Below are 21,809 nucleotides of genomic sequence, written 5' to 3' on the forward strand. Positions count from 1 at the left end.
AAAGGGAGTTGCGTGCTCTACCGCGTCGTCGTGGCCGCCGCCGGCTGGGCCACCGGCGCTTTCGGCACGACCGGCGCCGCCGCTCCCTTCACCTGCTGCTGAAAGAAATTCTCGATCAGGTGATACACGTGGCTGCGCTGCCCCGGCAGGTTGAGGCCATGCTTGGCCCCCGGATACGCCATGAACTGGAACTGCGTGCCACGCTTCTGCAGCTCGGCCATCAGCTCGGTTGAGTTGAGGAACAACACGTTGTCGTCAGCCATGCCATGCACCAGGTAAAGCTTGCTGGTGAGGCCATCGAGCCACGCCATGGGTGAGCTGCGGGTGTAACCGGCGTCGTTGTCTTGCGGACGGCCGAGGTAACGCTCGGTGTAGAAGGTGTCGTAGAGGCGCCAGTTGGTGACCGGTGCCACCGCCACGCCGCCGGCCAGTTCATTCGATGCCTTGGCGAGCATCATGGTGGTCATGTAGCCGCCATAGCTCCAGCCGAATACGCCGATGTGTTTGCCATCGACCCATGGCTGCGACTTCAGCCAGCGGATGCCAACCAGCTGGTCGTCCACCTCGGCAGCGCCGAGCTGCTGGTAGATGGCGTTTTCAAACTGGCGTCCGCGCCGCGCCATGCCCCGGTTGTCCAGGGTGAACACGACGAAGCCTTGGTTGGCCATGTACTGGTTGAAGTAGTCGCCCCAGGCGTTGGTCACCAGCTGCGCGTGCGGGCCGCCGTAGTACATGACGAACACCGGGTACTTCTTGTTCGGATCGAAGCCGGCCGGCTTGTACAGACGGTAGTACAGCGCTTGCCCGTCGGCGGCCTTGAGCGTGCCGAATTCCGGTTTGATCAGGCTGTCGCGGTATGGCCAGTACGGATGCTTCTCGTCGAGTTTGTTGGGCTCGATCCAGGTGAGCAGACTGCCGTCGGGCTTGTGCACACTCACCTGCGGCGGTGTATCGACGCTGGAGAAGTTATCCAGATAGAAGCTGCCATCCGGTGCAAACGTAACTGTGTGCGTACCCGCACCTTCGCTGACGCGCACCGGCGTCTTGGCGTTGCTGCCGTCAAGCTTAAGCGCATAGACCTGACGCTCGGGCACCGAATCCTTGTTGGAGCTGACGTAGACCGTGCCGGTGTGCTCGTTCACCGCCAGCAGGCCGTCGATGGGCCAGTTGCCTTCGCTCACCGCGTGCTTGAGCTTGCCATCGAGCCCGTAGAGGTAAAGGTGGTGATGACCGCTGCGCTCGCTACCCCACAAGAAGCTCTTGCCGTCCTTGAGAAAGGTGAGGTCGTCGTTGAGGTTGATCCACGTGTCGCTGGTTTCGGTGAGCAGCGTGCGCTGGGCCAACGTCTTCGTATCCACCAGGCGCAATTCCAGCTGCTGCTGATTGCGCGGCATGCGCTGGTACGTGAGGTGCTTGCCGTCGGGCAGCCAGTTCACGCGCGTCAGGTAGATGTCCGGATCCTTGCCGAGATCGATCCAGCGCGGCTGGCCTCCTGTCGGCGACACCAGCCCCAGCTTCACCGCCACATTGGGCGTACCGGCGGCGGGGTAGCGCTGGTCGATCACGTCGGTGTGATCGGCATACAGCTCAGTGCGCTTGGTCACCGGCACCTTGGCTTCGTCATAGCGTTCGAAGGCAATGGCCGAATCGTCCGGCGCCCACCAGTAGCCGGTGCTGCGGTCCATTTCCTCCTGCGCAACAAACTCGGCTTCGCCGTTGTGCACGGTGCCGCCGCCATCATGCGTTAGCTGCCTGGCTTCGCCGCTGGTGAGGTCGATCACCCACAGGTTCTGGTCGCGCACATAAGAGACGTAGCGACCCTTGGGCGAGATCTTCGGATCGATCACGTTGTCGCCCACATCCAGCTGCTTGGGTGCGGCATTGGGCTTGGCCAGGGAATAGACGTAGAGCTTGCCGTTGATGGGAAACAACAGCTGCTTGCCATCCGGCGACCACTGGTAGCTGACGATGCCATGCAGGCCGGCGGTGCGTTCACGCTCGCGCCGTGCTTTTTCTGCATCAGAGAGCTGCTCGCCGTTGGGCTCGAGTTTTTTCGAGTCCACTAACAGGCGCGTCTTGTTGTCCTTGAGCTGGTACTCCCACAGATCCAGCTGGAACTGGTCGTCGGGCCGTGCCTTCAGGAAGGTGACGCGGCTGCCGTCCGGCGAAATCTGCAGGCCGCGCGGTGCGGGCCCGGCCAGACTGCCACCATCGAAGATGCGTTCAATCGTGAGTTTTTCGGCCATAGTCGGCAGGGCCACCATCATCAGGGCGGCAAAAAAAAGGGCGCGCATGGGTACTTCCTTGGGCGACGCGTCGTACTACGCAAGAACAAGCGGCGATTAAAACGCGTTGAGCCCGGGGAAACCAGCGGTTTTTCAGGAAATTCGTGAAGGCCCCAGAGACACGCTGCTTCACGGTCGGCAGCGTTGCCACTCGAGAGGTAGTGCTTCTCCTATCCGTCATCCCTGCGAAAGCAGGGATCCAGTGCCTTTGCTCGACGCCCTAAAGTCGCTGGATCCCTGCTTTCGCAGGGATGACGAGCAGAGCTCGCAGACGTCCTATCGCTCCTTGTTTCCCTGCCCAAAGAGCACCTTGCGGGCTTCTTCGTCCGTGGTGAGGTCAAATTTGCCCTTGATCTCATCACCCAGCGCATAGGCTCGCTTCGTTGCGGGGCGTTCGCGAATGGCCTCGAACCATCGCTTCAGATGTGGGAAATCCTCCAGCGTCATGCCCTGGTTTTCGTAAGGCACGATCCACGGATAGGCAGCCATGTCGGCGATTGTGTACTCCTTGCCGGCGATGAAGGCCCGACCCTCCAATCGCTTGTCCAGCACGCCGTAGAGGCGCCGCGTCTCGTTGACGTAGCGATCGATGGCGTAAGGGATTTTCTCGGGTGCGTAGCGGTTGAAGTGATGGTTCTGGCCCAACATCGGGCCCAGTCCGCCCACCTGCCAGTACACCCATTCCAGCACCTGGTACTTGGCACGCACATCGCCAGGCAGGAAGCGCCCGCTCTTCTCGGCGAGATACTGCAGGATCGCGCCGGACTCAAACACGCTGATGGGTTCACCACCATCGGCCGGCGTGGTGTCCACGATGGCCGGCATCCGATTGTTGGGAGAAATGGCCAGGAAACCGGGTTCGAACTGGTCGCCCCTGCCGATATTCACCGGCTTGATGGCGTAGGGCAGCCCGGTTTCCTCCAGAAACAAGGTGATCTTGTGGCCGTTGGGCGTGGGCCAGTAGTACAGCTCTATCATGGGCGTTCCTTGGAGGCGGCAATGACTCCATGTTCGGGCCGGCCGAAAAGGATTCAAGCGGACGCGACCGTCAACCTCGACCCCATCCTCGCGTTCCCTGCACAGGCAGACTCAACGGAGAAAAGGCTCATGACTCGCTCTTCACGTTTCGCCGTACTCGCGCTTGGCCTGATGCTCGCCGGCGGCGCGCTTGCCCAATCGCAGACCACTCCCGCCCCCACCACCGGCGCCCCGGGCCCCATGCTCCATCCCATGCATGCGCCTGATCCGCAGCAGCAACTGCAGCACATGACCAAGCAGCTGCAGTTGACCTCGGACCAGCAAGCGAAGATCGGCCCGATCCTCCAGCAGCGCGCGCAACAGATGCAGGCACTGCGCGCCGACAACAGCCTCCAGCCGGCTGATCGCAAAGCCAAAGCCATGTCGCTGATGCAGGACACCACCCAGCAGATCGACGCCGTGCTCACGCCCGCTCAGCGTGACCAGTGGAAGGCCATGCGTGAGAGGGCGATGGAGCGCGCGCAGGAGAATCGGGAGCAGAAAGTGCCTTCATCGTCGAGCAGTAGCAGCAAGTAAACCCCGCTTCAGTCTTCCATGCCGTCATCTTTGTGTTTGCAGAGATGACGGCATCGATGCGTGTCACTTCGACAGGCCATCCCGTATCCTGCGGCATTCCCCGCATGAAACACGGATGGAGCATCCATGACCCGCGTCGTCGTTGTCGGCAGCATCAATATGGACCTGGTGACGCTGGCACCGCGCTTCGCATCGCCGGGCGAAACCATTCTTGGCGATCGCTTCCTCACCGTGCACGGTGGCAAAGGAGCCAACCAGGCCGTGGCAGCGGCACGACTCGGCGCGGAGGTGGCGCTGATCGGCGCCGTAGGCGACGACGCCTTTGGCACACAGCTACACGATGGGCTTGCCCACGAAGGCGTCTCGCTCGAACACGTAGCGCGCATTGCCAACAGTGGCAGCGGCACCGCGTCGATCACGGTAGCGGAAGGCGAGAACCACATCATCGTCGTGCCCGGTGCCAACGCACTCGTGACGCCGGCGCAGATTGAACGCGCCCAGTCCATCGTCGCCAGCGCCGATGCCGTTCTTGTGCAAATGGAAATTCCACTTGAATCCGTCGAAGCCACGCTTCGACTCGGCCAGCGCCTGGGCAAGCCGGTGATCCTCAATCCAGCACCTGCGCAGCCGCTGCCGATGGAATGGTTGAAGCTGGCCCGCTACCTCACGCCCAACCAGCACGAACTGGCGATCCTCCTGGGTGCCGATGCCTCAGAGGATTTCCGCGCGCTGATGCAACGCGCCCCCGCGCCGGTCGTGCTGACGCGCGGTGGAGATGGTGCCTGGTATCGCGACGGCGGCGAACCCGCGCATCAGCCGGGTTTCAAGGTTGATGTGGTCGACACCACGGGTGCTGGCGATACGTTCAATGCAGCGCTTGCGGTGTTTCTGCATGAAGGCCTGCCCACGGCCGTGCGCAAAGCCTGCGCCGCCGCCGCGCTGTCAGTGACGCGACTGGGGGCGCAGGGTGGCATGCCGACTCGCACTGACCTTGACGCGTTCCTTTGACTACGGCTTATCACCTGTAGGAGCGCACTTGTGCGCGACAAGCCTACGGCGCAGCGACGATGGAACACGGAACTCAGCGACCGCCGACCGACGGCGCGATATGCGCGCTGCGGTCGCGCACAAGTGCGCTCCTACCGTCGGACAAGACGGTCAGTCAGATGGCCCCGGCGCAATCACTTCACGCTGCCCATTAATGCCCATGGGCGACACCAACCCCGCCGCTTCCATCGCTTCGACCAGTCGTGCGGCGCGGTTGTAGCCGATGCGGAACTGGCGCTGCACGAACGAGATGGATGCGCGGCGTGAACGCAGCACAAATGCTGCAGCTTCGTCGTAAAGCGGATCGAGTTCGGCGTCTGCACCTTCTTCCCCGAACAGTTCACCGGAACCTTCGCTCGGCGGACCGGCGAGAATTTCGTCCTTGTAATCGGGTTCACCGTACAACTTCAGATGCGCGACGATGCGGTGCACTTCCTCGTCGGCAACGAAGGCGCCGTGGATGCGTTGTGGATAACCCGTGCCTGGCGGCAGGAACAGCATGTCGCCCTGACCAAGCAGGCTTTCCGCGCCCATCTGGTCGAGAATGGTGCGCGAGTCGATCTTCGATGACACCTGGAACGCGACGCGCGTGGGGATGTTGGCCTTGATGAGGCCGGTGATCACGTCCACCGACGGGCGCTGCGTGGCGAGGATGAGATGGATGCCTGCTGCTCGGGCCTTCTGCGCGAGGCGTGCGATCAGCTCTTCGATCTTCTTGCCGGCGACCATCATCAAGTCGGCCAGCTCATCGATCACCACCACGATCATCGGCAAGGTGTCGAGCGTCTCGGGCACCTCCGGGTGCGCGGGAAACGGGTTCAGCAACGGACGGCCCGCTGCCCTCGCCTCGCGGACCTTCTGGTTGAAGCCAGCGAGGTTACGCACGCGCAGGTCCGACATAAGGCGATAGCGGTTCTCCATTTCGCCCACGCACCAGGCAAGCGCATTGGCAGCGAGTTTCATGTCGGTAACAACCGGCGCGAGCAGATGCGGAATGCCCTCGTAGACCGAGAGTTCCAGCATCTTCGGGTCGATCATGATCATGCGCACGTCGTCGGGCGTGGCCTTGTACAGCATCGACAGGATCATCGCGTTCACCGCGACGGACTTGCCCGAACCGGTGGTGCCGGCGACCAGCATGTGTGGCGCCTTGGCGAGATCGGTCACCAGCGGCTCACCGGTGATGCCTTTGCCCATCGCCAGGGTAAGCAGTGAATCGGAATGACGATAGGCCGGCGAATCCAGGATCTCCGACAGCGCAATCATCTGGCGCTGTTCGTTGGGCAACTCCAGACCCATGCAGGTTTTGCCGGGAATGGTCTCGACCACGCGAACGGAAGTTCTTCCCAGGCCGCGCGCCAGATCCTTCATCAACGCGACGATCTGGTTGCCGCGCACGCCCACCGCGGGTTCCACTTCAAAACGCGTAATGACCGGACCGGCCGATGCGCCAACGACGGTGACAGGTACCTTGAACTCGCGCAGGCGTTGTTCGATCAACTCGCTGGTTTCTGCGAGCTGGTTTTCGTCGACGGCGGTGAGTTCCACGCGTGGTGGCGCAAGCAGCGATAGCGGCGGCAACGCCACCGTTGAGCGGGCACGGGGTGCGGGCGCCGCGCGAGGTTCATGCTCGACGGCCGTTTCCGCAAGCGCGTCATCATTCGCTGCCAGGCGACGTGCAGGTGCCACCGAAGTCGGAGAGGGTGCAAACGCGGGCAGCTCGGGCTCAACATCCGTGGTTAGTTCTACCGCGTAATGGTCCTCGGTTGCGTCGGCATCCACAGGTGCCGGCGCCACCGGTGTCGTCAGCATCAGGTCCTCGATGACATCGGGATGCGGCGACACCGGCAACGGAGCGGCCGCCACCGACACGGCTTCCATCGTGGCCGCAACGACCGTCGCTGGTGCTGCCATCTTTGCGGGTGCACTCGCGGTTACCACGGGCGCAGCTCGCGGCGTTGAAACGTTGGCGGCTGGCATCGACTGGCGAGCGTGCCTTGGCAACAACCACGGCTCGCGAATCACCTTCTCATGCGTTGCCGCGTGTTTGACCCGCGACATCATCGGTGCCGATCGTGCAGGAGCAGGTGATTCCGCCGCCGAAGTTGGCGCCTCGGTTGGTGCCGGACGGACGGAAACAGGACGCTGCGTCGTTTGCGTGGTACGACGCGCTTTCGGTGCGGTGCGGTCGGTGCGGCGTACTGCACCCCGTGCGCGACGCGGGCGCTGCGGCTTGCCACGACGAGTCGCGATGGCTTCTACGATGTGCTGCAACAGCGCGGCAAGTCGATCCACCGCCGAAGAAACTGCCTTGAACAGCATCGGCCACCCGAGCCCCAGGTACCACGGCAGGGCGGCGGCAAACACCGCCAACATGACGAGCGTGCTGATCGGGCCACCAAAGAAGCCCGCGAACGCGCGCGAAAGAGCACGGCATACCACGCCTCCCACTTGCGCGTCGTCGGTGTAGTGGTCGATCACCAGGCCTTCCAGCGTGGCGCTGGCCACCAGCACCAATGCAGCACCCAACCAGAACCGTATGGTTCCGTGCCCGCCTGAGGTCAGGGCGCGACGCGTGAGCAGGCTCCTGCCAGCACGCCAGAGCAAGGGGATAAGCCAGAGGGTGGACAGCCCGAAGCCGCCAAAGAGGAAAGTGAGCATGCCTGAGTGTTCGATACTGCCGCGTGCAAACTCAGCATGTTAGCGCCAATGCATGATGAGCGTCAGCAGATAATGCCGTAACGGACTGTAATGTATGGCAACTGCGGCCTATTTGCCGATGCAGAACGAGCTGAAGATCGCCCCAAGCAAGTCATCGCTGGTGTAGGTGCCTGTGATTTCGCCAAGCGCTTGCTGTGCCTGGCGCAACTCCTCGGCGGCGAGCTCGCCGGCACGGGTGATGCGTAACACCTGGTCGGCACATGCCAGGTGCGTTTCGACCTGCTCAAGTGCGAGGACGTGGCGACGCCGCGCGCTGAACGCACCTTCGCCACTCCCGGCACCCGCCAGCTGCTTGAGGTGATCACGCAGAGCATCCAGACCTACACCGGTTTTTGCGGAGGCCCACACCCAGATCGCTTCGGTACGAACCTCGTAGCGGGGCGCATGGCTGTCCAGGTCGATCTTGTTGATAAGCACGATGCGTTCGACGCTTGGGGGCAGATCGGCAAGCAAGGCTAGATCGTGCGCGGCGTGTTCTGCATCGCTGACCAACAAGGCAACGTCCGCGCGCGCAAGCTCGCCGTGCGCGCGGCGCACACCTTCGCGCTCCACGGGATCATTGGTTTCGCGCAGACCCGCGGTATCGGCCAGTTCAAGCGCGATGCCATCGAGGTTCAGTGATTCACGCAACACGTCGCGCGTGGTGCCGGCGATGTCGGTAACGATGGCGCGATCGGCACCGGCCAGTGCATTCAGCAGACTGGATTTGCCCGCATTCGGGCGTCCAATGATCGCCACCCGCAAACCATCGTTGAGGCGCACGCCGCGCTGGGCTTCGCGCAGCAACGCGGCCACGTGTAAACGCAATGCATCGAGCTGCTGCATGATCGCCGGGTCGGCGAGAAAGTCGATTTCTTCCTCGGGAAAGTCGATGGCGGCTTCGATATGCACACGCAGGGCAATCAAGGCCTGCAGCACGTCATGCACTTTGTGCGAGAACACGCCTTCCATCGAGCGTAGCGCGGCGCGGGCGCCGGCCTGCGAACGCGCGGCGATCAGATCAGCGACGGCTTCGGCTTGCGCCAGATCCAGTTTGCCGTTGAGAAAGGCCCGTTCGGTGAATTCGCCAGGCCGTGCCAACCGTGCGCCCATCGCACATACGCGACGTAGCAAGGTATCGAGCAGCACAGGGCTGCCATGGCCTTGCAGTTCCAACACATGTTCGCCGGTGTACGAGGCGGGAGCAGGGAAGTAGAGCAGCAGACCACGATCGATCAGCTCACCATCGCGTTCGCGGAAGGCGGTGAAGTGGGCGCGGCGCGGGTCGGGGTCGCGACCGAGCAATTCGCAGGCAATGCCAGGTACGGCAGGGCCGGATACGCGCAACACTCCGACACCGGCGGCGCCGGGAGCGCTGGCAATTGCGGCGATGGTGTCGGTGTGGGTCATGGGCGAATTATGCGGGTTGGATGTCGAATCTAGGAAACGCTGGACAAGGCCTCTACGTCATCCCTACGAAAGCAGGGATCCAGTGCCTTTGCAGCGCGCAGCACGAAGGAAAGACGCTGGATCCCTGCTTTTGCAGGGATGACGGCATCGATGCTTAGATGAGGTACCCCTTAAAGAAAAAGGCCGCATCAGCGGCCTTTTTCTCGCATTGGCCTGATGGCTCAGGCCGCCTTGGCTTTCTCTTCCGCGCGATCGACGCTGCGCGTGATCAGCCACTGCTGGGTCAGGCTGGTGATGCCGTTCACCACCCAGTACAGCACCAGGCCGGCCGGGAAGAACAGGAACATGAAGCCGAAGATCACCGGCATCACCTTCATCATCTTCTGCTGTGCCGGGTCCATGCCAGCCGCCGTTGGCGTCAGCCACTGGGTGGCCATCATCACCAGGATGTAGATCACCGGCAGCACGAAGAACGGATCGGGCGCGGAAAGGTCATGAATCCAGCCGAAGAACGGCGCATGACGCAGCTCCACGCTCTCCATCAACACGCGGTACAGGCCAAAGAACACCGGCATGGTGATAAGGATAGGCAGGCAGCCCGACATCGGGTTGACCTTCTCCTTCTTGTACAGCTCCATCATGGCCTGCTGCATCTTCATCTTGTCGTCGCCGTAACGCTCCTTGAGAGCGGTCACGCGCGGCTGCAGCTTGCGCATCTTGGCGCCGGAACGGAATTGCGCGGCGGTGAGCTTCCACAGCACCGCCTTCAGGCCAAGCACCAGCAGGATGATGGCGATACCCCAGTTGCCACTGATGGCGTGCAACTGCGACAGCAACCAGTGCAGCGGCTGCGCCACGACGGTAAGCCAGCCGTAGTTGGTGGTGAGGTCGAGACCCGGCGCCACCTGGTCCAGCGTGCCCTGCAGCTTCGGCCCGATATAGAGGCGCGAAGCCGTGGTCAGGCTCTGGCCCGGAGCGACGTTGAGCGACGGACCCACCGCACGGATCAGGTACACCGGCTGCGCGGTGTCGGGGTTGATCACGCTGGTGCTGAAGGTGTTGGGTTCCTGCGCGTACGGAATCCACGCGACAAAGAAGTAATGCTGCAGCATCGACACCCAGCCACCGGTGATGGTGTGAGTGATCGGCTTCTTGGCGAAGTCCGCGAAGGACAGCGTGGACATCTTGTCTTCCGGGCTGAACCAGGCGGCACCATAGAAGCTATGCGAAGCCGGGTCGCTGAAGTTCTGCCACCAGCTACGCTGCTGAGCCGGAGCCACGCGCTGCAACTGCTGGTAGGCGTTGCCCTGCCATGCCGCGCTGCCGCCGTTCTCGATCTTTTGATTCACGGTCACCACGTAACCGCCGCGCTTGAGCGAGAAGGTCTTGGTGACCTTGAGGCCCGCGGCGTCCTGCCAGGTCAGGTCGACCTTCAGTTCGTCCTGGCCCTCAACGAGCGCGTAGCTGGTCTGCGCAGCCTGGAACACGGCGCGGTGGTCGGGCGCTTCGCCCTGATTGCTCACCAGGCCGCTTTGCGCAATGAAGAACTGTGCACTCTCGTCATCGAGCAGACGCACCGGCGGCGGCTCCGGATTGTTCCGGGTGCGCGGCACGGTCGGGAAGTGCAGCAGTTCCGAGCGCACCACGCTGCCACCGCACGTATCGATGGTGAGGCGCAGCGTGTCCGTGGTCAGCGTGATCAGCTGAGCGGATGCTTCTTTGACGGTGCCGGGCACCGCAGCCGGCGCGGCGGTGCCGCTGGCCCCCGGTACGCTACCGTCAGCGCTTGCAGGCGTGCCGGCAGTGGACGCAGCAGCCGTAGCGGCCGGCGGTTGCGGGCCGTAATCCTTCTCCCAGGCCATGAACAGCATGTAGGCCACAGCCAGTAGGGCGAAGATGAGGAACGTGCGCGTTTGATTCATCGCGGAGCAGATCCGGTGGATGCCGCGACACCGGGCCGCGGAAGAGGGTGGAAAAAGGTCAACGCACGATTGTGCCGGCCGGGTCGTCCGGCTTCAATGCGGCATCGACTTTCACAGAACGCAGTTTCTTCCACAGCAGCTGCAATTCGGCGAGCAGCTCGGGGCCGGGCAGGCCGCAAGCTTGCTCGCGCGCCATCACCATGAGGTCGACGGGCGGAAGCTCAAGTCGGGCACGCCGGAAAGATTCGCGCACCAGGCGCTTGATGCGGTTGCGATCGACCGCGCGCTTGGAAACGCGCTTGGAAATAGCCAACCCAAGGCGCGGGTGGCCGAGCTCGTTGACCCGATAGCGCACAGAAAAACAGCGGCCGCCGAAGCGGCCGCTGGCTTGTCGCAGAGCAGCAAAATCACCAGCGCGGCGGAGCCGCGCCTCGCGCGGCAGGCCGGCGGCACGCATCAAGGCGCGCCGCTTACGGGATCAGGCGCTTACGGCCCTTGGCGCGGCGGGCGTTGAGGATCTTGCGACCATCGGCCGTGGCCATACGAGCACGGAAGCCGTGGGTGCGGGCACGCTTGAGCTTGCTGGGCTGGAAGGTCCGCTTGGACATGGCTTCCTCCAAAGTAAGTTGATAAAAAGGTTGGAAATTATGCGGGGCAAAGAATGGCCCTGTCAAATCGGCGTATTTTCGGGGTTGACAAAGGCTGTTGACTACCTGTGGATATCCGTGTGGATATCTATGCCAAAAAGGGGGCGCCGTGCTGCTAGACTTTCCGGTCCACCCCGCGCGAAAGCGCTCCTTTCTGTGGTTGAAGAATTCCCATGAGTGACCTGTGGCGGCGCTGTCTCGAGCGTCTCGAGGGCGAATTGAACGCCGAAGACCTGCATACGTGGCTGATGCCGCTGCAGGCACGCGACGACACCCATGGCCTGCAGTTGTTTGCGCCTAATCCGTACACCCTGGATACCGTCCGCGAGCGCTATCTGGCGCGTATCGAGACGGTGATCAGCCAGTTGACCGGCCATGAGCTGACCGTGAAGCTCGAGGTCGGCTCCAGTTCGCCGCGGGCCACGCCCACCGGCAAGCCGGCTGCGCCCGCTCCAGCGGCCCCCGCCAAGGCGGTGCACGCAGTGGCCGAAGCCCCTGCGCCCAGCTTTACCCACAACCTGGACCCGCATTACACCTTCGAGACGTTTGTCGAGGGCAAGTCCAACCAGTTGGGCAAGGCGGCGGCTATGCAGGTGGCGATGAACCCCGGCCGCGCCTACAACCCGCTGTTGCTGTACGGCGGCACCGGTCTGGGCAAAACGCACTTGATGCATGCCACCGGCAACCTGATGCGTGAGCGCAATCCGGACTTCAAGGTGCTGTACCTGCGTTCCGAGCAGTTTGTCGGCTCGATGATCGAGGCCCTGCGCACCAAGAGCATGGACGAGTTCAAGCGTCGCTTCCGCTCGGTGGATGCGCTGCTGATCGACGACATCCAGTTCTTTGCCGGCAAGGACACCACGCAGGAAGAGTTTTTCCACACCTTCAACGCGCTGTTCGAATCGAAGCAACAGATCATCCTCACCTGCGATCGTTATCCGAAGGAAGTGGACAAGCTCGAGCCGCGCCTGAAGTCCCGACTGGGTTGGGGCCTGTCGGTAGCGATCGAGCCACCGGACTTCGAGACGCGCGCGGCGATCCTGCTTTCCAAGGCTCACGACAAGGGCGTGGCGGTAGGGGAGAACGTGGCGATGCTGCTGGCCAAGCGCATCCGCTCCAACGTGCGCGATCTGGAAGGTGCGCTCAATACGCTGGCTGCGCGCGCCAACTTCTACGGTAAGCCCATCACCATCGATTTTGCCGAGGAGACCCTGCGCGACCTGCTGGCCACGCACGCCCAGGCAGTGACGGTGCCCAACATCCAGAAGACGGTCGCCGACTACTACCAGGTGCGCCTGCAGGATCTGCTGTCCAAGCGTCGCGTGCGTTCGTTGGCACGCCCGCGCCAGTTCGCCATGGCGCTGTCCAAGGAGCTCACCGAACACAGCCTGCCGGAAATCGGCGAAGCGTTCGGCGGTCGCGACCATACAACGGTGCTGCACGCCTGCCGCACCATCAAGAAGCATTGCGAGACCGACACACGCATGCGTCAGGATTGGGAACAGCTCATCCGCATCCTGACCGGCTAAAAGCGGTGGGGCTGTGCACTGATTGCTTGAAAAGTACTGTGGCAACCTGTGGATAATAGGTGGACGATTTGGATGGCTAAGTTATCCACAATTGGCCCACAGTCATCCGGCCCTTTGGAACACAAGGTGAGAATCGCGTAATACATTGATTCTCATGGAAAATTTCGATTTTCTGAGTTATCCACGCCACCTACCACTACTACAGAACTTCTTTTAAAAACAGAAAAGCAGGATTGGGGAAGCGCATATATGCAATTCAGCATTCAACGAGAAGCTCTGCTCAAACCGCTCCAGCAGGTCGTGGGCGTGGTCGAACGACGCCAGACGCTACCGGTGCTAGCCAACCTGCTGGTGAAGGTCGCCGACGGCAAAGTGTCGATGACCGGCACCGATTTGGAAGTGGAAATGATTGCCACCACCCCAGCCGACAAGCTGGTGGACGGTGAAATCACCATTCCTGCGCGCAAATGGTTCGACATCGTGCGCGCACTACCAGATGGCGCCCAGATCGAGCTGAAGCTCAACGGCGATCGTATTGCGATGAATGCAGGGCGTAGCCGGTTCACGCTGGCCACACTGCCCGCTACCGAGTTCCCGACGATCGATGAAATAGAGCTGGTTGAGCGGGTAACGCTGCCGGAAGAAGTGCTGCGCGATCTCATGGAGCGCACGGCCTTCGCTATGGCCAATCAGGACGTGCGTTACTACTTGAACGGCATGCTGCTGGATCTCCAGGAGCACACGCTGCGCTGCGTAGCGACCGACGGCCATCGTCTGGCACTCAAGGAAACCAAGCTCGAGAGCAAAGTTTCCACGCGTCGCCAGATCATCATTCCGCGCAAGGGCGTGAACGAGCTGATCGGTTTGTTCGAGGCAGGTGATGGCGAGATCGAGCTGGAGTTCGGTCGTAACCATCTGCGCGTCCGTCGCGGCGATGTGGTGTTCACGTCGAAGCTGATCGACGGTCGTTTCCCGGATTACGAAGCGGTGATCCCGCTGGGTGCCGACAAGCACGCCACGCTCGATCGCGAAGTGCTGCGCGGTGCGCTGCAGCGTGCGGCGATTCTTTCCAACGAGAAGTACCGCGGCGTGAAGCTGGAACTGTCGCCGGGCAAGCTGCGCATCGTGGCGCACAATCCCGAGCAGGAAGAGGCCGTCGAAGAGGTCGAAGCCGATACGCCGGTTTCGGATCTCGCCGTGGGCTTCAACGTCGGTTATTTGCTTGATGCACTGGCCGCGCTGCGCGGCGAGCGTGCTCGTTTGAACCTGCGCGACGCACAGTCCAGCTGCCTGGTGCAGGAAGACGACAACGATCAGGCCCGCCACGTGATCATGCCGTTGCGCCTCTGATGTCAGTTCATCGTTTGCCGAAGCAGGGCAAGCCACAGTCGAACGCCGGAGCCGTCGCAAGACGCTCCGGCGTTCTTGCTTACGGAGTTGGCTGAAATGTGGCTGGAGAGCCTGCGTATTCGAGGGTTGCGCTGCCTGGGCGACGTCTCAGTGCCGTTGTCGCCGGGAGTTACCGTGATTGCCGGCCCCAATGGGGCAGGGAAGACGAGCTTGCTCGAGGCTGCTTTCTTACTGTCCCATGCCCGGTCTTTCCGAGCCGGCGCAAAAGACGCCTTGCTTCAGCGAGGGGCAGATGCCCTGGCTGTGTTTTCCGAGTTGCGCCATGCGGACGGCCGAAGCAGGCGGCTGGGCCTGGGAAAGCAGGGCGCTCGCTGGGAAGCTCGCATGGATGGCGAGGTGGTGACGCTTAGCGAGTTAGTGGGGGAGTGCGCGGTTGTTTGCTTTGAGCCCGGCTCACATGCCTTGATCGCAGGAGGTGCCGAAGAGCGACGTCGCTACCTGGATTGGGGCGTGTTCCACGTGGAACACGAGTTCATCCTGGCTTGGCGTCGGTATCAGCGGGCGTTGAAACAGCGAAATAGCCTCCTTCGCGCCTCCTCGGCGGTTCCAGAGGCGCAATTTCTTCCCTGGGAGGCGGAACTAGCCGCCACCGCTACCGTTATCGACAACCTGCGCCAGATTTACTTGGCGGCTCTTCGCCCCCATATAGAAACAACCATGACTGGCCTCCTGCCCGAGCTGGGAGCGGTCGAGTTGCGTTATCGGAGAGGTTGGTCGGAGGAGGCTTCATTGGGTGAGCTTCTCGCTACCCAGCGCGGGCGGGACCTCGCCCGCGGCCACACCACTATCGGCTCTCATCGGGCGGATTGGTCCATAGCCTTCGAGCATGCACCGCTACGCGAGCATCTCTCCCGAGGACAGGAAAAGCTGACCGCATTGGGCTGCATGCTCGCCCAGGCCGCTCTGTATGCCGAGCGACGGGGCGAGTGGCCGGTGGTCTGTCTGGACGACCTGGCCTCGGAGCTGGACAAGGCTCACCAGGCCTCTGTCGTGAGCCAGCTGAGGGTAGTTGGAGCGCAGGTGCTGGTCACCGGCACCGAGGTTCCCGAGGCCCTGCAGGATGGCCCGACCCATGTGTTCCACGTGGAACAAGGCCATCTCAACCCCCTGCTATAATCATCGATTATGTCCCCATCCGGCCCTGCAAGGCGCCGAACCGGGTGGGAAAAGGCGCCAGGAATCGGTCACCGAATGAACGATACAACCTACGACTCGAGCAACATTAAGGTTCTGAAGGGCCTGGAAGCGGTGCGCAAGCGCCCCGGCATGTACATCGGCGATACCGATGACGGCACCGGCCTTCACCACATGGTGTTCGAAGTCGTCGACAACTCGATCGACGAAGCGCTAGCCGGCTACTGCGACCACGTCACCGTCACCATCCTGGAGGACGGTTCCGTCAGCGTGACCGACAACGGCCGCGGCATCCCGGTGGACATACATCCGGAAGAGGGCCGTTCCACCGCCGAAGTCGTCATGACCGTCCTGCACGCTGGCGGCAAGTTCGACGCCAACTCGTACAAGGTCTCCGGCGGCCTCCACGGCGTGGGCGTGTCCGTAGTGAATGCGCTCAGCTCGCACCTGTGGCTGACCATCTACCGCGACGGCAAGGAGTACCAGCAGGAATACGCCCTGGGCGAGCCGCAGTACCCCGTGAAGGAAGTTGGCCCGGCGACCAGCAAGACCGGCACTACCGTGCGGTTCCTGCCAAGCACGGGCACCTTCTCCAACATCGAATTTCACTACGACATCCTGGCCAAGCGCCTGCGCGAGCTGGCCTTCCTCAATTCGGGCGTCACCATCGACCTGAAGGATGAGCGTGGGGAAGGGCGTAGCGACCGCTTTGCCTACGAAGGCGGCATCAAATCGTTCGTGCAGCACCTGGCGCAGCTCAAGACCTCGCTGCACCCCAACGTGATCAGCCTGAGCGCGATGCAGGAAGGGATCTCGGTGGAGCTGGCGATGCAGTGGACCGACGCCTACCAAGAGACGATGTACTGCTTCACCAACAACATCCCGCAGCGCGACGGCGGTACCCACCTCACCGGTTTCCGCGCTGCGCTGACCCGTACGTTGCAGGGCTACATCGAGAAGGAAGGTCTGGCTAAGAACGCCAAGGTCGCTCTGTCCGGTGACGATATGCGCGAAGGCCTGATCGCGGTGCTGTCGGTGAAGGTGCCGGATCCGAAGTTCTCCTCGCAAACCAAGGACAAGCTCGTTTCCTCCGAGGTGAAAACCGCGGTGGAGCAGGCCGTCAACGAGAAGCTGGGTGAATTCCTGCTGGAACACCCGAACGAAGCCAAAGCCATCGCCTCCAAGGTGGTCGACGCCGCTCGTGCCCGCGAAGCCGCCCGCAAGGCCCGCGAGATGACCCGCCGCAAGGGCGCGCTGGATATCGCCGGCTTGCCGGGCAAACTGGCCGATTGCCAGGAAAAGGATCCCGCGCTGTGCGAACTGTTCCTGGTCGAGGGTGACTCCGCAGGTGGTTCGGCCAAGCAGGGCCGCAACCGCAAGACCCAGGCCGTGCTCCCGTTGAAGGGCAAGATCCTCAACGTGGAGAAGGCTCGCTTCGACAAAATGCTTGCCTCTGCCGAAGTCGGCACGCTGATCACCGCGCTTGGCACGGGCATCGGCAAGGAGGAGTACAACCCGGATAAGCTGCGCTACCACCGCATCGTCATCATGACCGACGCGGACGTGGACGGCTCGCACATCCGCACGCTGCTGCTGACGTTCTTCTACCGCCAGATGCCCGAACTGATCGAGCGTGGCCACGTCTACATTGGCCTGCCGCCGCTCTACAAGATCAAGCAGGGCAAGACCGAGATGTACCTGAAGGACGATGCGGCGCTCAACGGCTACCTCGTCAACAGCGCGGTCGATGGCGCTGGGCTCCAGCCCTCGGCCGATGCACCGGCGATTTCCGGTGAACCGCTCGAGAAGCTGTTACGCGATTACCAGACCGCGCTCGATCAGATCGAACGCCTCGGTCATCGCTTCGACGCCACTGTGCTCACTGCACTGCTCGAACATGCGCCGCTGGACCCGGTTTTGTGGACTGACAGCGCTGCCATGCAGGGATGGATGAATGGCGTGGAATCGCGCCTTGCGGCGAAAGGCCTGGGCAAGCCCCGCTATCGCCTCGCGCTGCGTCCGGCTGAAGGCGAGCAGCCGGCAGCCATCGAAGTGGTGCGTGAGCAGCACGGCCTGAGTCACACCTGGCTGCTGCCGCAGACGTTCTTCGGCAGCGCGGAGTTCCGTCCGATCCTGCAGATGAGCCAGCAGCTCGCCGGCCTGGTCCAGGCGGATGCCGTGGTTCGCCGTGGCAACGGCTCGCGTGGTGTACAGAGCTTTGCCGAAGCACGCCACTGGTTGCTGGAAGAGGGCAAGAAGGGCCGCATGATCCAGCGCTTCAAGGGTCTTGGTGAAATGAACCCGGAGCAGCTGTGGGAGACTACGGTTAATCCGGAAACCCGCCGCATGCTGCAGGTGGGCATCGAAGACGCTTTCGCGGCGGACCAGATGTTCTCCATGCTGATGGGCGAAGCCGTGGAGCCGCGACGCGATTTCATTGAAGCCAACGCGCTCAAGGTCGCCAATCTGGATATCTGATGCGCAGGCCGATGCGGTGCACCCGAACAACGGTGCATCGCCATCGGCCTCTTCTTTGACATCACGTACTAACGCGTTAATACGATGGTTTAAGTCGAAAAAAACTCTGCCGATAAGGGCTTTCCAAGGCCAGAAAGTCACGGATGGCACGGCCCTTCCGCTTGAAAATCACGTCCAGTCGCTGGCGTATGGCTCAACTTATTGATTCTTAACAATCTTTCTTGTGGCACTGCGACTTGTTATCTGCCGCCGAGTCAGGTTACGCTCAGCGATCCCCCGCGTATCCAACGCGTGAATACCTACACCCGAGGACTGCCATGAAGCGTGTTCCACTGATCAAGATGCTTGCCGGTACGGCGCTGGCCCTGGCCGTGGTGAGCACCCCGGTCATTGCGGGTAGCTCTTCCAAGGACAAGAAGGAAGCGCTTTATCCGAACGCGACGCGCCAGGAACCGAAGCTGGACCTGACCAGTGAGAAGGATCAGAAGGCCATCAACGACGGCCTCGACGCAGTCAACAACCAGGACAAGGCCAAGGCCGAGCAGATCCTCCAGCCGATCGCCGACAGCAGCAAGAGCAAGTACGCCCAGGCGCTGGCTCTGCAAGGTCTGGCCAACGTGCACTACAACGACGGCGACGTGAAGGGCGCCATCGATCTGCTCAAGAAAGCGCTCGACAACGGCGTGATGCCGAATGACACCTACTTCCAGCTCCAGTACATGCTCGCCCAGTTCTACCTGGCCAATGAGCAGTACCAGTTGAGCGTCGACACCGTCGAAAAGTGGCGTGCCGAAGGCAAGAAGGAAACTGCTGATTCGTACGCGCTGGAAGGCAACGCCTACTACCGCCTCGAGAAGTACCCGGAAGCGATTGCTGCCATCAAGAAGGCGCAGTCGATGACCGACAAGCCGAGCGACAGCTGGAACCAGATCCTGATGGCCTCCTACTCGGAGACTGGCCAGAGTGACCAGGCTGCCCAGATGGCACAGCAGCAGCTCGCCGCCAACCCGAACGATGCGAATGCGCTGAACAATGCCGTGGCTGTGCTCATGCAGTCGCAGAAGTATCCGGAAGCGATCGCGCTGATGGAGAAGGCCAAGGCCGCCGGCCAGTTCAAGACCGAAAAAGATTACGTCAACCTCGCCAAGCTCTACCTGATCACCGGTCAGAACAGTGGCGACCAGAAGGAACCGGCGAGCAAGGCTGCCGCCGTCCTGCAGGAAGGCATGAGCAAGGGCGTCGTCACTTCGACGGCTGAGAACTACCAGCTGCTCGGTGCCGCCAATTACATGTCCGACAACACCTCTGCCGCGCTCGCCGCGTACCAGAAGGCCATCCCGCTGGCCAAGGACGGCGAAGCTAACATTCGCGCCGGCCAGCTGCTGATTCAGGACAACAAGTTCACCGAGGCCAAGAGCCTCATCCAACAGGGCATCGACAAGGGCGTGCAGCATAAGGGCACCGCCTATATGTTGCTGGCCGAAGCAAATCGTGGCCTGAAGGACAAGCCGGGCACGATCGCAGCCATGGAAAAGGCGGCACAGGATCCCGAAACCGCAGCCAAGGCGAAGGCCTGGTTGAAGGCCCAGGGAGCCAGCAAGTAAGCCGTGGTTTTAGCGCCTGGGAGACGCAGCCGTATGGACGTCTATCCGCTTTCCAGGTGCTATACAAACGCCATGTGCTGTTGTACCGTTGAAACCTTTCCGTGCTCGCGTCCAGTGGCAAATGTCATCCCTAGGATCGATATGTTGCCAGCTGGGGCTGTGACCACGTCTCACCGATCTATTAGCTCCAGATAGTGACAGATGGCCTCAAGTAACGAAGCAACCGGCCAAGGGCCGTTCAATTGGAGGCGTACCTGGGCGCTGGCAGTTGCCATCGCGCTGCATGCGTTCGCGTTCCTGTTGCTGGTGGCGCCTATGGCACCGCCGAAGCAGGTGCAGAAGGAAAAGGAACGCACCGTCCAGGTGAACTTCATCGAGCCGCCGCCGCCGCCCCCGCCGCCGCCGCCGCCGCCGCCGGAACCGCCGAAGCAGCCGCCGCCGAAGATCATCACGCAGGTGAAGCCGCCGCCGACACCGCCGCCGCCGGCACCGCCGCCGTCGGTGGAAGAGCGTTCGGCCAATGCCGTCGCGGCTGCGCCGCCGGCACCGCCTGCGCCGCCGGCTCCTCCTTCCGACATTGCGGCCGGTCAGGACGTCAGCTACAACAGCCGTATTCAGCCCAAGTATCCGCCGCAGGCTATTCGCCAGCGTCACGAGGGCACGGTCACGCTGATGATCCTGGTCGCGGTTGACGGAACGCCTAAGGACATCAAGGTGGAGTCGTCCAGCGGTTTCCGCGAGCTGGATCAGGCGGCGATTGAAACGGCACGCAAGTGGCGCTTCAATCCGCAGGTCAAGAACGGACAGAAGGTGGAAGCTTTCGTCCGCGTCCCGGTCAATTTCAATCTCAACCAGCTGTAACTTCGGTTACGGTTAACTAATCAGTTCACGCTTGACTTTCCAAGGGTAGCGTTATGTTCCTGCAAACTTCTCCGGCCCCTGCGGGCGGTACCACCAACGCCGAAGCCATGAAGTCGATGGGCTTCGACCATCTCATCCACAACTTCGATTTCCTTGGTTGGATCGTGTTCGTGGTGCTCACGGTGATGTCCTTCGCCTCCTGGTACTTCATCATTGCCAACGCGATTCGCAACGCCATGGTCCGCGGCCGCGCCGACAAGGTCATCAACGGTTTCTGGTCGACTGGCTCGACCCAGGACGCCATCCGCGAGCTGGAAGCCCAGCCCAAGGGCGAACCGTTCTCCAAGATCGCCCTCGACGCCGCTTCGGCCGTTGCTCACCACCAGCAGGCTTCGGCCGGCGGTGGCCGCCTCGCCGAGTCGCTCAGCCGCTCCGAGTTCATTGACCGCGCCCTGCGCCAGGCCGTTGCTCGCGAGAGCCTGCGCCTGGAAGGCGGCCTGACCCTGCTCGCCACGGTCGGTTCGTCGGCACCGTTCATCGGTCTGCTCGGTACCGTGTGGGGCATCTACCACGCCCTGATCTCGATCTCGGCCTCGGGTAACGCCTCGATGGAAGCTGTGGCCGGTCCGGTGGGTGAAGCTCTGATCATGACCGCTTTCGGTCTGTTCACCGCTATCCCGGCCGTGCTTGCCTACAACTTCTTCAACCGCTCCAACCGCCTGACCTACGCTCAGTTCGACGAGTTCGCGCACGACCTGCACGACTTCTTCGCCACGGGCGCCCGCGTCGAAGGCAAGTGAGGATCTGACCCATGGCAATGAGCACCGGAGGCAATTCCGGCGGTCCGATGTCGGAGATCAACGTTACGCCGCTCGTCGACGTGATGTTGGTGCTGCTGATCATCTTCATGATCACGGCACCGCTGATGTCCCATCGAATCACGGTCGAGTTGCCGACTGCCAATCCGAAGGTTTCGGATTCGGAGCCGGTAACGCCCATGGACTTGGCCGTGAAGCCGGATGGCACGATGTATCTTGACGACGTGGAAATCACCGCGGCGGAACTGAAGGCCAAATTCGCGGTTGCGGCGCAGCAGTCGCCGCAGCCCGAACTTCAGATCCGTGCGGACAAGACCACGGAGTACAAGAAGGTGAAGGACATCCTGGCTGCCGCTAAGGGTCAGGGCATGGTCCATGTCGGTTTCATCACGACCGGCAAGGAGTAAGAG

At 62.2% G+C, this 21,809-nt stretch carries 16 protein-coding genes and 2 pseudogenes; 10 read left to right on the forward strand and 8 right to left on the reverse strand.

Going from position 1 to position 21,809, the window contains the following annotated elements; translation table 11 throughout:
* Positions 1-17 precede the first annotated feature (17 nt).
* Positions 18-2,294, reverse strand: a complete 2,277-nt coding sequence (locus tag AC0GUR_RS16435) for a S9 family peptidase (RefSeq protein WP_472878583.1) — start codon at positions 2,292-2,294, stop codon at positions 18-20.
* Positions 2,295-2,561: 267 nt separating this feature from the next.
* Positions 2,562-3,263: a glutathione binding-like protein gene (locus tag AC0GUR_RS16440; RefSeq protein ID WP_472878584.1), complete on the reverse strand. Its 702-nt coding sequence runs from the start codon at positions 3,261-3,263 to the stop codon at positions 2,562-2,564.
* A gap of 129 nt (positions 3,264-3,392) precedes the next feature.
* Between AC0GUR_RS16440 and AC0GUR_RS16445 the strand changes: the two genes are divergently transcribed.
* Both AC0GUR_RS16445 and rbsK read left to right on the forward strand, forming a co-directional pair.
* A complete protein-coding gene (locus tag AC0GUR_RS16445; protein ID WP_472878585.1) occupies positions 3,393-3,839 on the forward strand; it encodes a hypothetical protein in 447 nt (148 codons plus the stop codon).
* Between the two features lie 126 nt (positions 3,840-3,965).
* A complete protein-coding gene (gene rbsK / locus AC0GUR_RS16450) occupies positions 3,966-4,847 on the forward strand; it encodes a ribokinase (protein WP_472878586.1) in 882 nt (293 codons plus the stop codon).
* Between the two features lie 150 nt (positions 4,848-4,997).
* Here the strand turns inward: rbsK and AC0GUR_RS16455 are convergent.
* From AC0GUR_RS16455 to rpmH, 6 genes and pseudogenes are all read right to left on the reverse strand, one after another.
* A pseudogene (locus tag AC0GUR_RS16455) lies at positions 4,998-6,467 on the reverse strand (DNA translocase FtsK); the annotation flags it as partial.
* A gap of 741 nt (positions 6,468-7,208) precedes the next feature.
* Positions 7,209-7,547: pseudogene (locus tag AC0GUR_RS16460) on the reverse strand (DNA translocase FtsK 4TM domain-containing protein); the annotation flags it as partial.
* Positions 7,548-7,655: 108 nt separating this feature from the next.
* Positions 7,656-8,996 carry a tRNA uridine-5-carboxymethylaminomethyl(34) synthesis GTPase MnmE gene (mnmE, locus tag AC0GUR_RS16465; RefSeq protein ID WP_472878587.1) on the reverse strand — a complete coding sequence of 447 codons (1,341 nt, stop codon included), beginning with the start codon at positions 8,994-8,996 and terminating at the stop codon, positions 7,656-7,658.
* Between the two features lie 221 nt (positions 8,997-9,217).
* Positions 9,218-10,918, reverse strand: coding sequence for a membrane protein insertase YidC (gene yidC / locus AC0GUR_RS16470; protein ID WP_472878588.1), 1,701 nt, complete (start codon positions 10,916-10,918; stop codon positions 9,218-9,220).
* 58 nt (positions 10,919-10,976) lie between these two features.
* Positions 10,977-11,375: a ribonuclease P protein component gene (rnpA, locus tag AC0GUR_RS16475; protein ID WP_472878589.1), complete on the reverse strand. Its 399-nt coding sequence runs from the start codon at positions 11,373-11,375 to the stop codon at positions 10,977-10,979.
* 13 nt (positions 11,376-11,388) lie between these two features.
* Positions 11,389-11,526 (reverse strand): 50S ribosomal protein L34, encoded by a 138-nt coding sequence (gene rpmH, locus AC0GUR_RS16480; RefSeq protein WP_019464789.1) that lies wholly within the window; start codon positions 11,524-11,526, stop codon positions 11,389-11,391.
* Between the two features lie 212 nt (positions 11,527-11,738).
* On the opposite strand from rpmH, the gene dnaA reads away from it, so the two are divergent.
* The 8 genes from dnaA (at position 11,739) to AC0GUR_RS16520 (ending at position 21,806) form a co-directional block, all read left to right on the forward strand.
* Positions 11,739-13,094 carry a chromosomal replication initiator protein DnaA gene (dnaA, locus tag AC0GUR_RS16485; protein ID WP_472878590.1) on the forward strand — a complete coding sequence of 452 codons (1,356 nt, stop codon included), beginning with the start codon at positions 11,739-11,741 and terminating at the stop codon, positions 13,092-13,094.
* A gap of 249 nt (positions 13,095-13,343) precedes the next feature.
* On the forward strand, positions 13,344-14,444 hold the full coding sequence (dnaN, locus tag AC0GUR_RS16490) for a DNA polymerase III subunit beta (protein WP_472878591.1): 1,101 nt from the start codon (positions 13,344-13,346) through the stop codon (positions 14,442-14,444).
* A gap of 96 nt (positions 14,445-14,540) precedes the next feature.
* On the forward strand, positions 14,541-15,620 hold the full coding sequence (gene recF / locus AC0GUR_RS16495; protein ID WP_472878592.1) for a DNA replication/repair protein RecF: 1,080 nt from the start codon (positions 14,541-14,543) through the stop codon (positions 15,618-15,620).
* Positions 15,621-15,695: 75 nt separating this feature from the next.
* Positions 15,696-18,116, forward strand: a complete 2,421-nt coding sequence (gene gyrB / locus AC0GUR_RS16500) for a DNA topoisomerase (ATP-hydrolyzing) subunit B (protein ID WP_472878593.1) — start codon at positions 15,696-15,698, stop codon at positions 18,114-18,116.
* Between the two features lie 317 nt (positions 18,117-18,433).
* On the forward strand, positions 18,434-19,720 hold the full coding sequence (locus tag AC0GUR_RS16505) for a tetratricopeptide repeat protein (RefSeq protein ID WP_472878594.1): 1,287 nt from the start codon (positions 18,434-18,436) through the stop codon (positions 19,718-19,720).
* 201 nt (positions 19,721-19,921) lie between these two features.
* Positions 19,922-20,581 (forward strand): energy transducer TonB, encoded by a 660-nt coding sequence (locus tag AC0GUR_RS16510; protein WP_472878595.1) that lies wholly within the window; start codon positions 19,922-19,924, stop codon positions 20,579-20,581.
* 53 nt (positions 20,582-20,634) lie between these two features.
* Positions 20,635-21,381, forward strand: coding sequence for a MotA/TolQ/ExbB proton channel family protein (locus AC0GUR_RS16515; RefSeq protein WP_472878596.1), 747 nt, complete (start codon positions 20,635-20,637; stop codon positions 21,379-21,381).
* Between the two features lie 11 nt (positions 21,382-21,392).
* A complete protein-coding gene (locus AC0GUR_RS16520) occupies positions 21,393-21,806 on the forward strand; it encodes an ExbD/TolR family protein (protein WP_472878597.1) in 414 nt (137 codons plus the stop codon).
* Positions 21,807-21,809 lie beyond the last annotated feature (3 nt).

This window comes from Dyella sp. PARNA 12/25 (assembly GCF_055702865.1).

Bases quoted from the DNA above. Each gene is read 5' to 3' on its own strand.
- AC0GUR_RS16435 (WP_472878583.1), bottom strand. From the start codon at position 2,294: ATGCGCGCCCTTTTTTTTGCCGCCCTGATGATGGTGGCCCTGCCGACT.
- AC0GUR_RS16440 (WP_472878584.1), bottom strand. From the start codon at position 3,263: ATGATAGAGCTGTACTACTGGCCCACGCCCAACGGCCACAAGATCACC.
- AC0GUR_RS16445 (WP_472878585.1), top strand. From the start codon at position 3,393: ATGACTCGCTCTTCACGTTTCGCCGTACTCGCGCTTGGCCTGATGCTC.
- rbsK (WP_472878586.1), top strand. From the start codon at position 3,966: ATGACCCGCGTCGTCGTTGTCGGCAGCATCAATATGGACCTGGTGACG.
- mnmE (WP_472878587.1), bottom strand. From the start codon at position 8,996: ATGACCCACACCGACACCATCGCCGCAATTGCCAGCGCTCCCGGCGCC.
- yidC (WP_472878588.1), bottom strand. From the start codon at position 10,918: ATGAATCAAACGCGCACGTTCCTCATCTTCGCCCTACTGGCTGTGGCC.
- rnpA (WP_472878589.1), bottom strand. From the start codon at position 11,375: ATGCGTGCCGCCGGCCTGCCGCGCGAGGCGCGGCTCCGCCGCGCTGGT.
- rpmH (WP_019464789.1), bottom strand. From the start codon at position 11,526: ATGTCCAAGCGGACCTTCCAGCCCAGCAAGCTCAAGCGTGCCCGCACC.
- dnaA (WP_472878590.1), top strand. From the start codon at position 11,739: ATGAGTGACCTGTGGCGGCGCTGTCTCGAGCGTCTCGAGGGCGAATTG.
- dnaN (WP_472878591.1), top strand. From the start codon at position 13,344: ATGCAATTCAGCATTCAACGAGAAGCTCTGCTCAAACCGCTCCAGCAG.
- recF (WP_472878592.1), top strand. From the start codon at position 14,541: ATGTGGCTGGAGAGCCTGCGTATTCGAGGGTTGCGCTGCCTGGGCGAC.
- gyrB (WP_472878593.1), top strand. From the start codon at position 15,696: ATGAACGATACAACCTACGACTCGAGCAACATTAAGGTTCTGAAGGGC.
- AC0GUR_RS16505 (WP_472878594.1), top strand. From the start codon at position 18,434: ATGAAGCGTGTTCCACTGATCAAGATGCTTGCCGGTACGGCGCTGGCC.
- AC0GUR_RS16510 (WP_472878595.1), top strand. From the start codon at position 19,922: ATGGCCTCAAGTAACGAAGCAACCGGCCAAGGGCCGTTCAATTGGAGG.
- AC0GUR_RS16515 (WP_472878596.1), top strand. From the start codon at position 20,635: ATGTTCCTGCAAACTTCTCCGGCCCCTGCGGGCGGTACCACCAACGCC.
- AC0GUR_RS16520 (WP_472878597.1), top strand. From the start codon at position 21,393: ATGGCAATGAGCACCGGAGGCAATTCCGGCGGTCCGATGTCGGAGATC.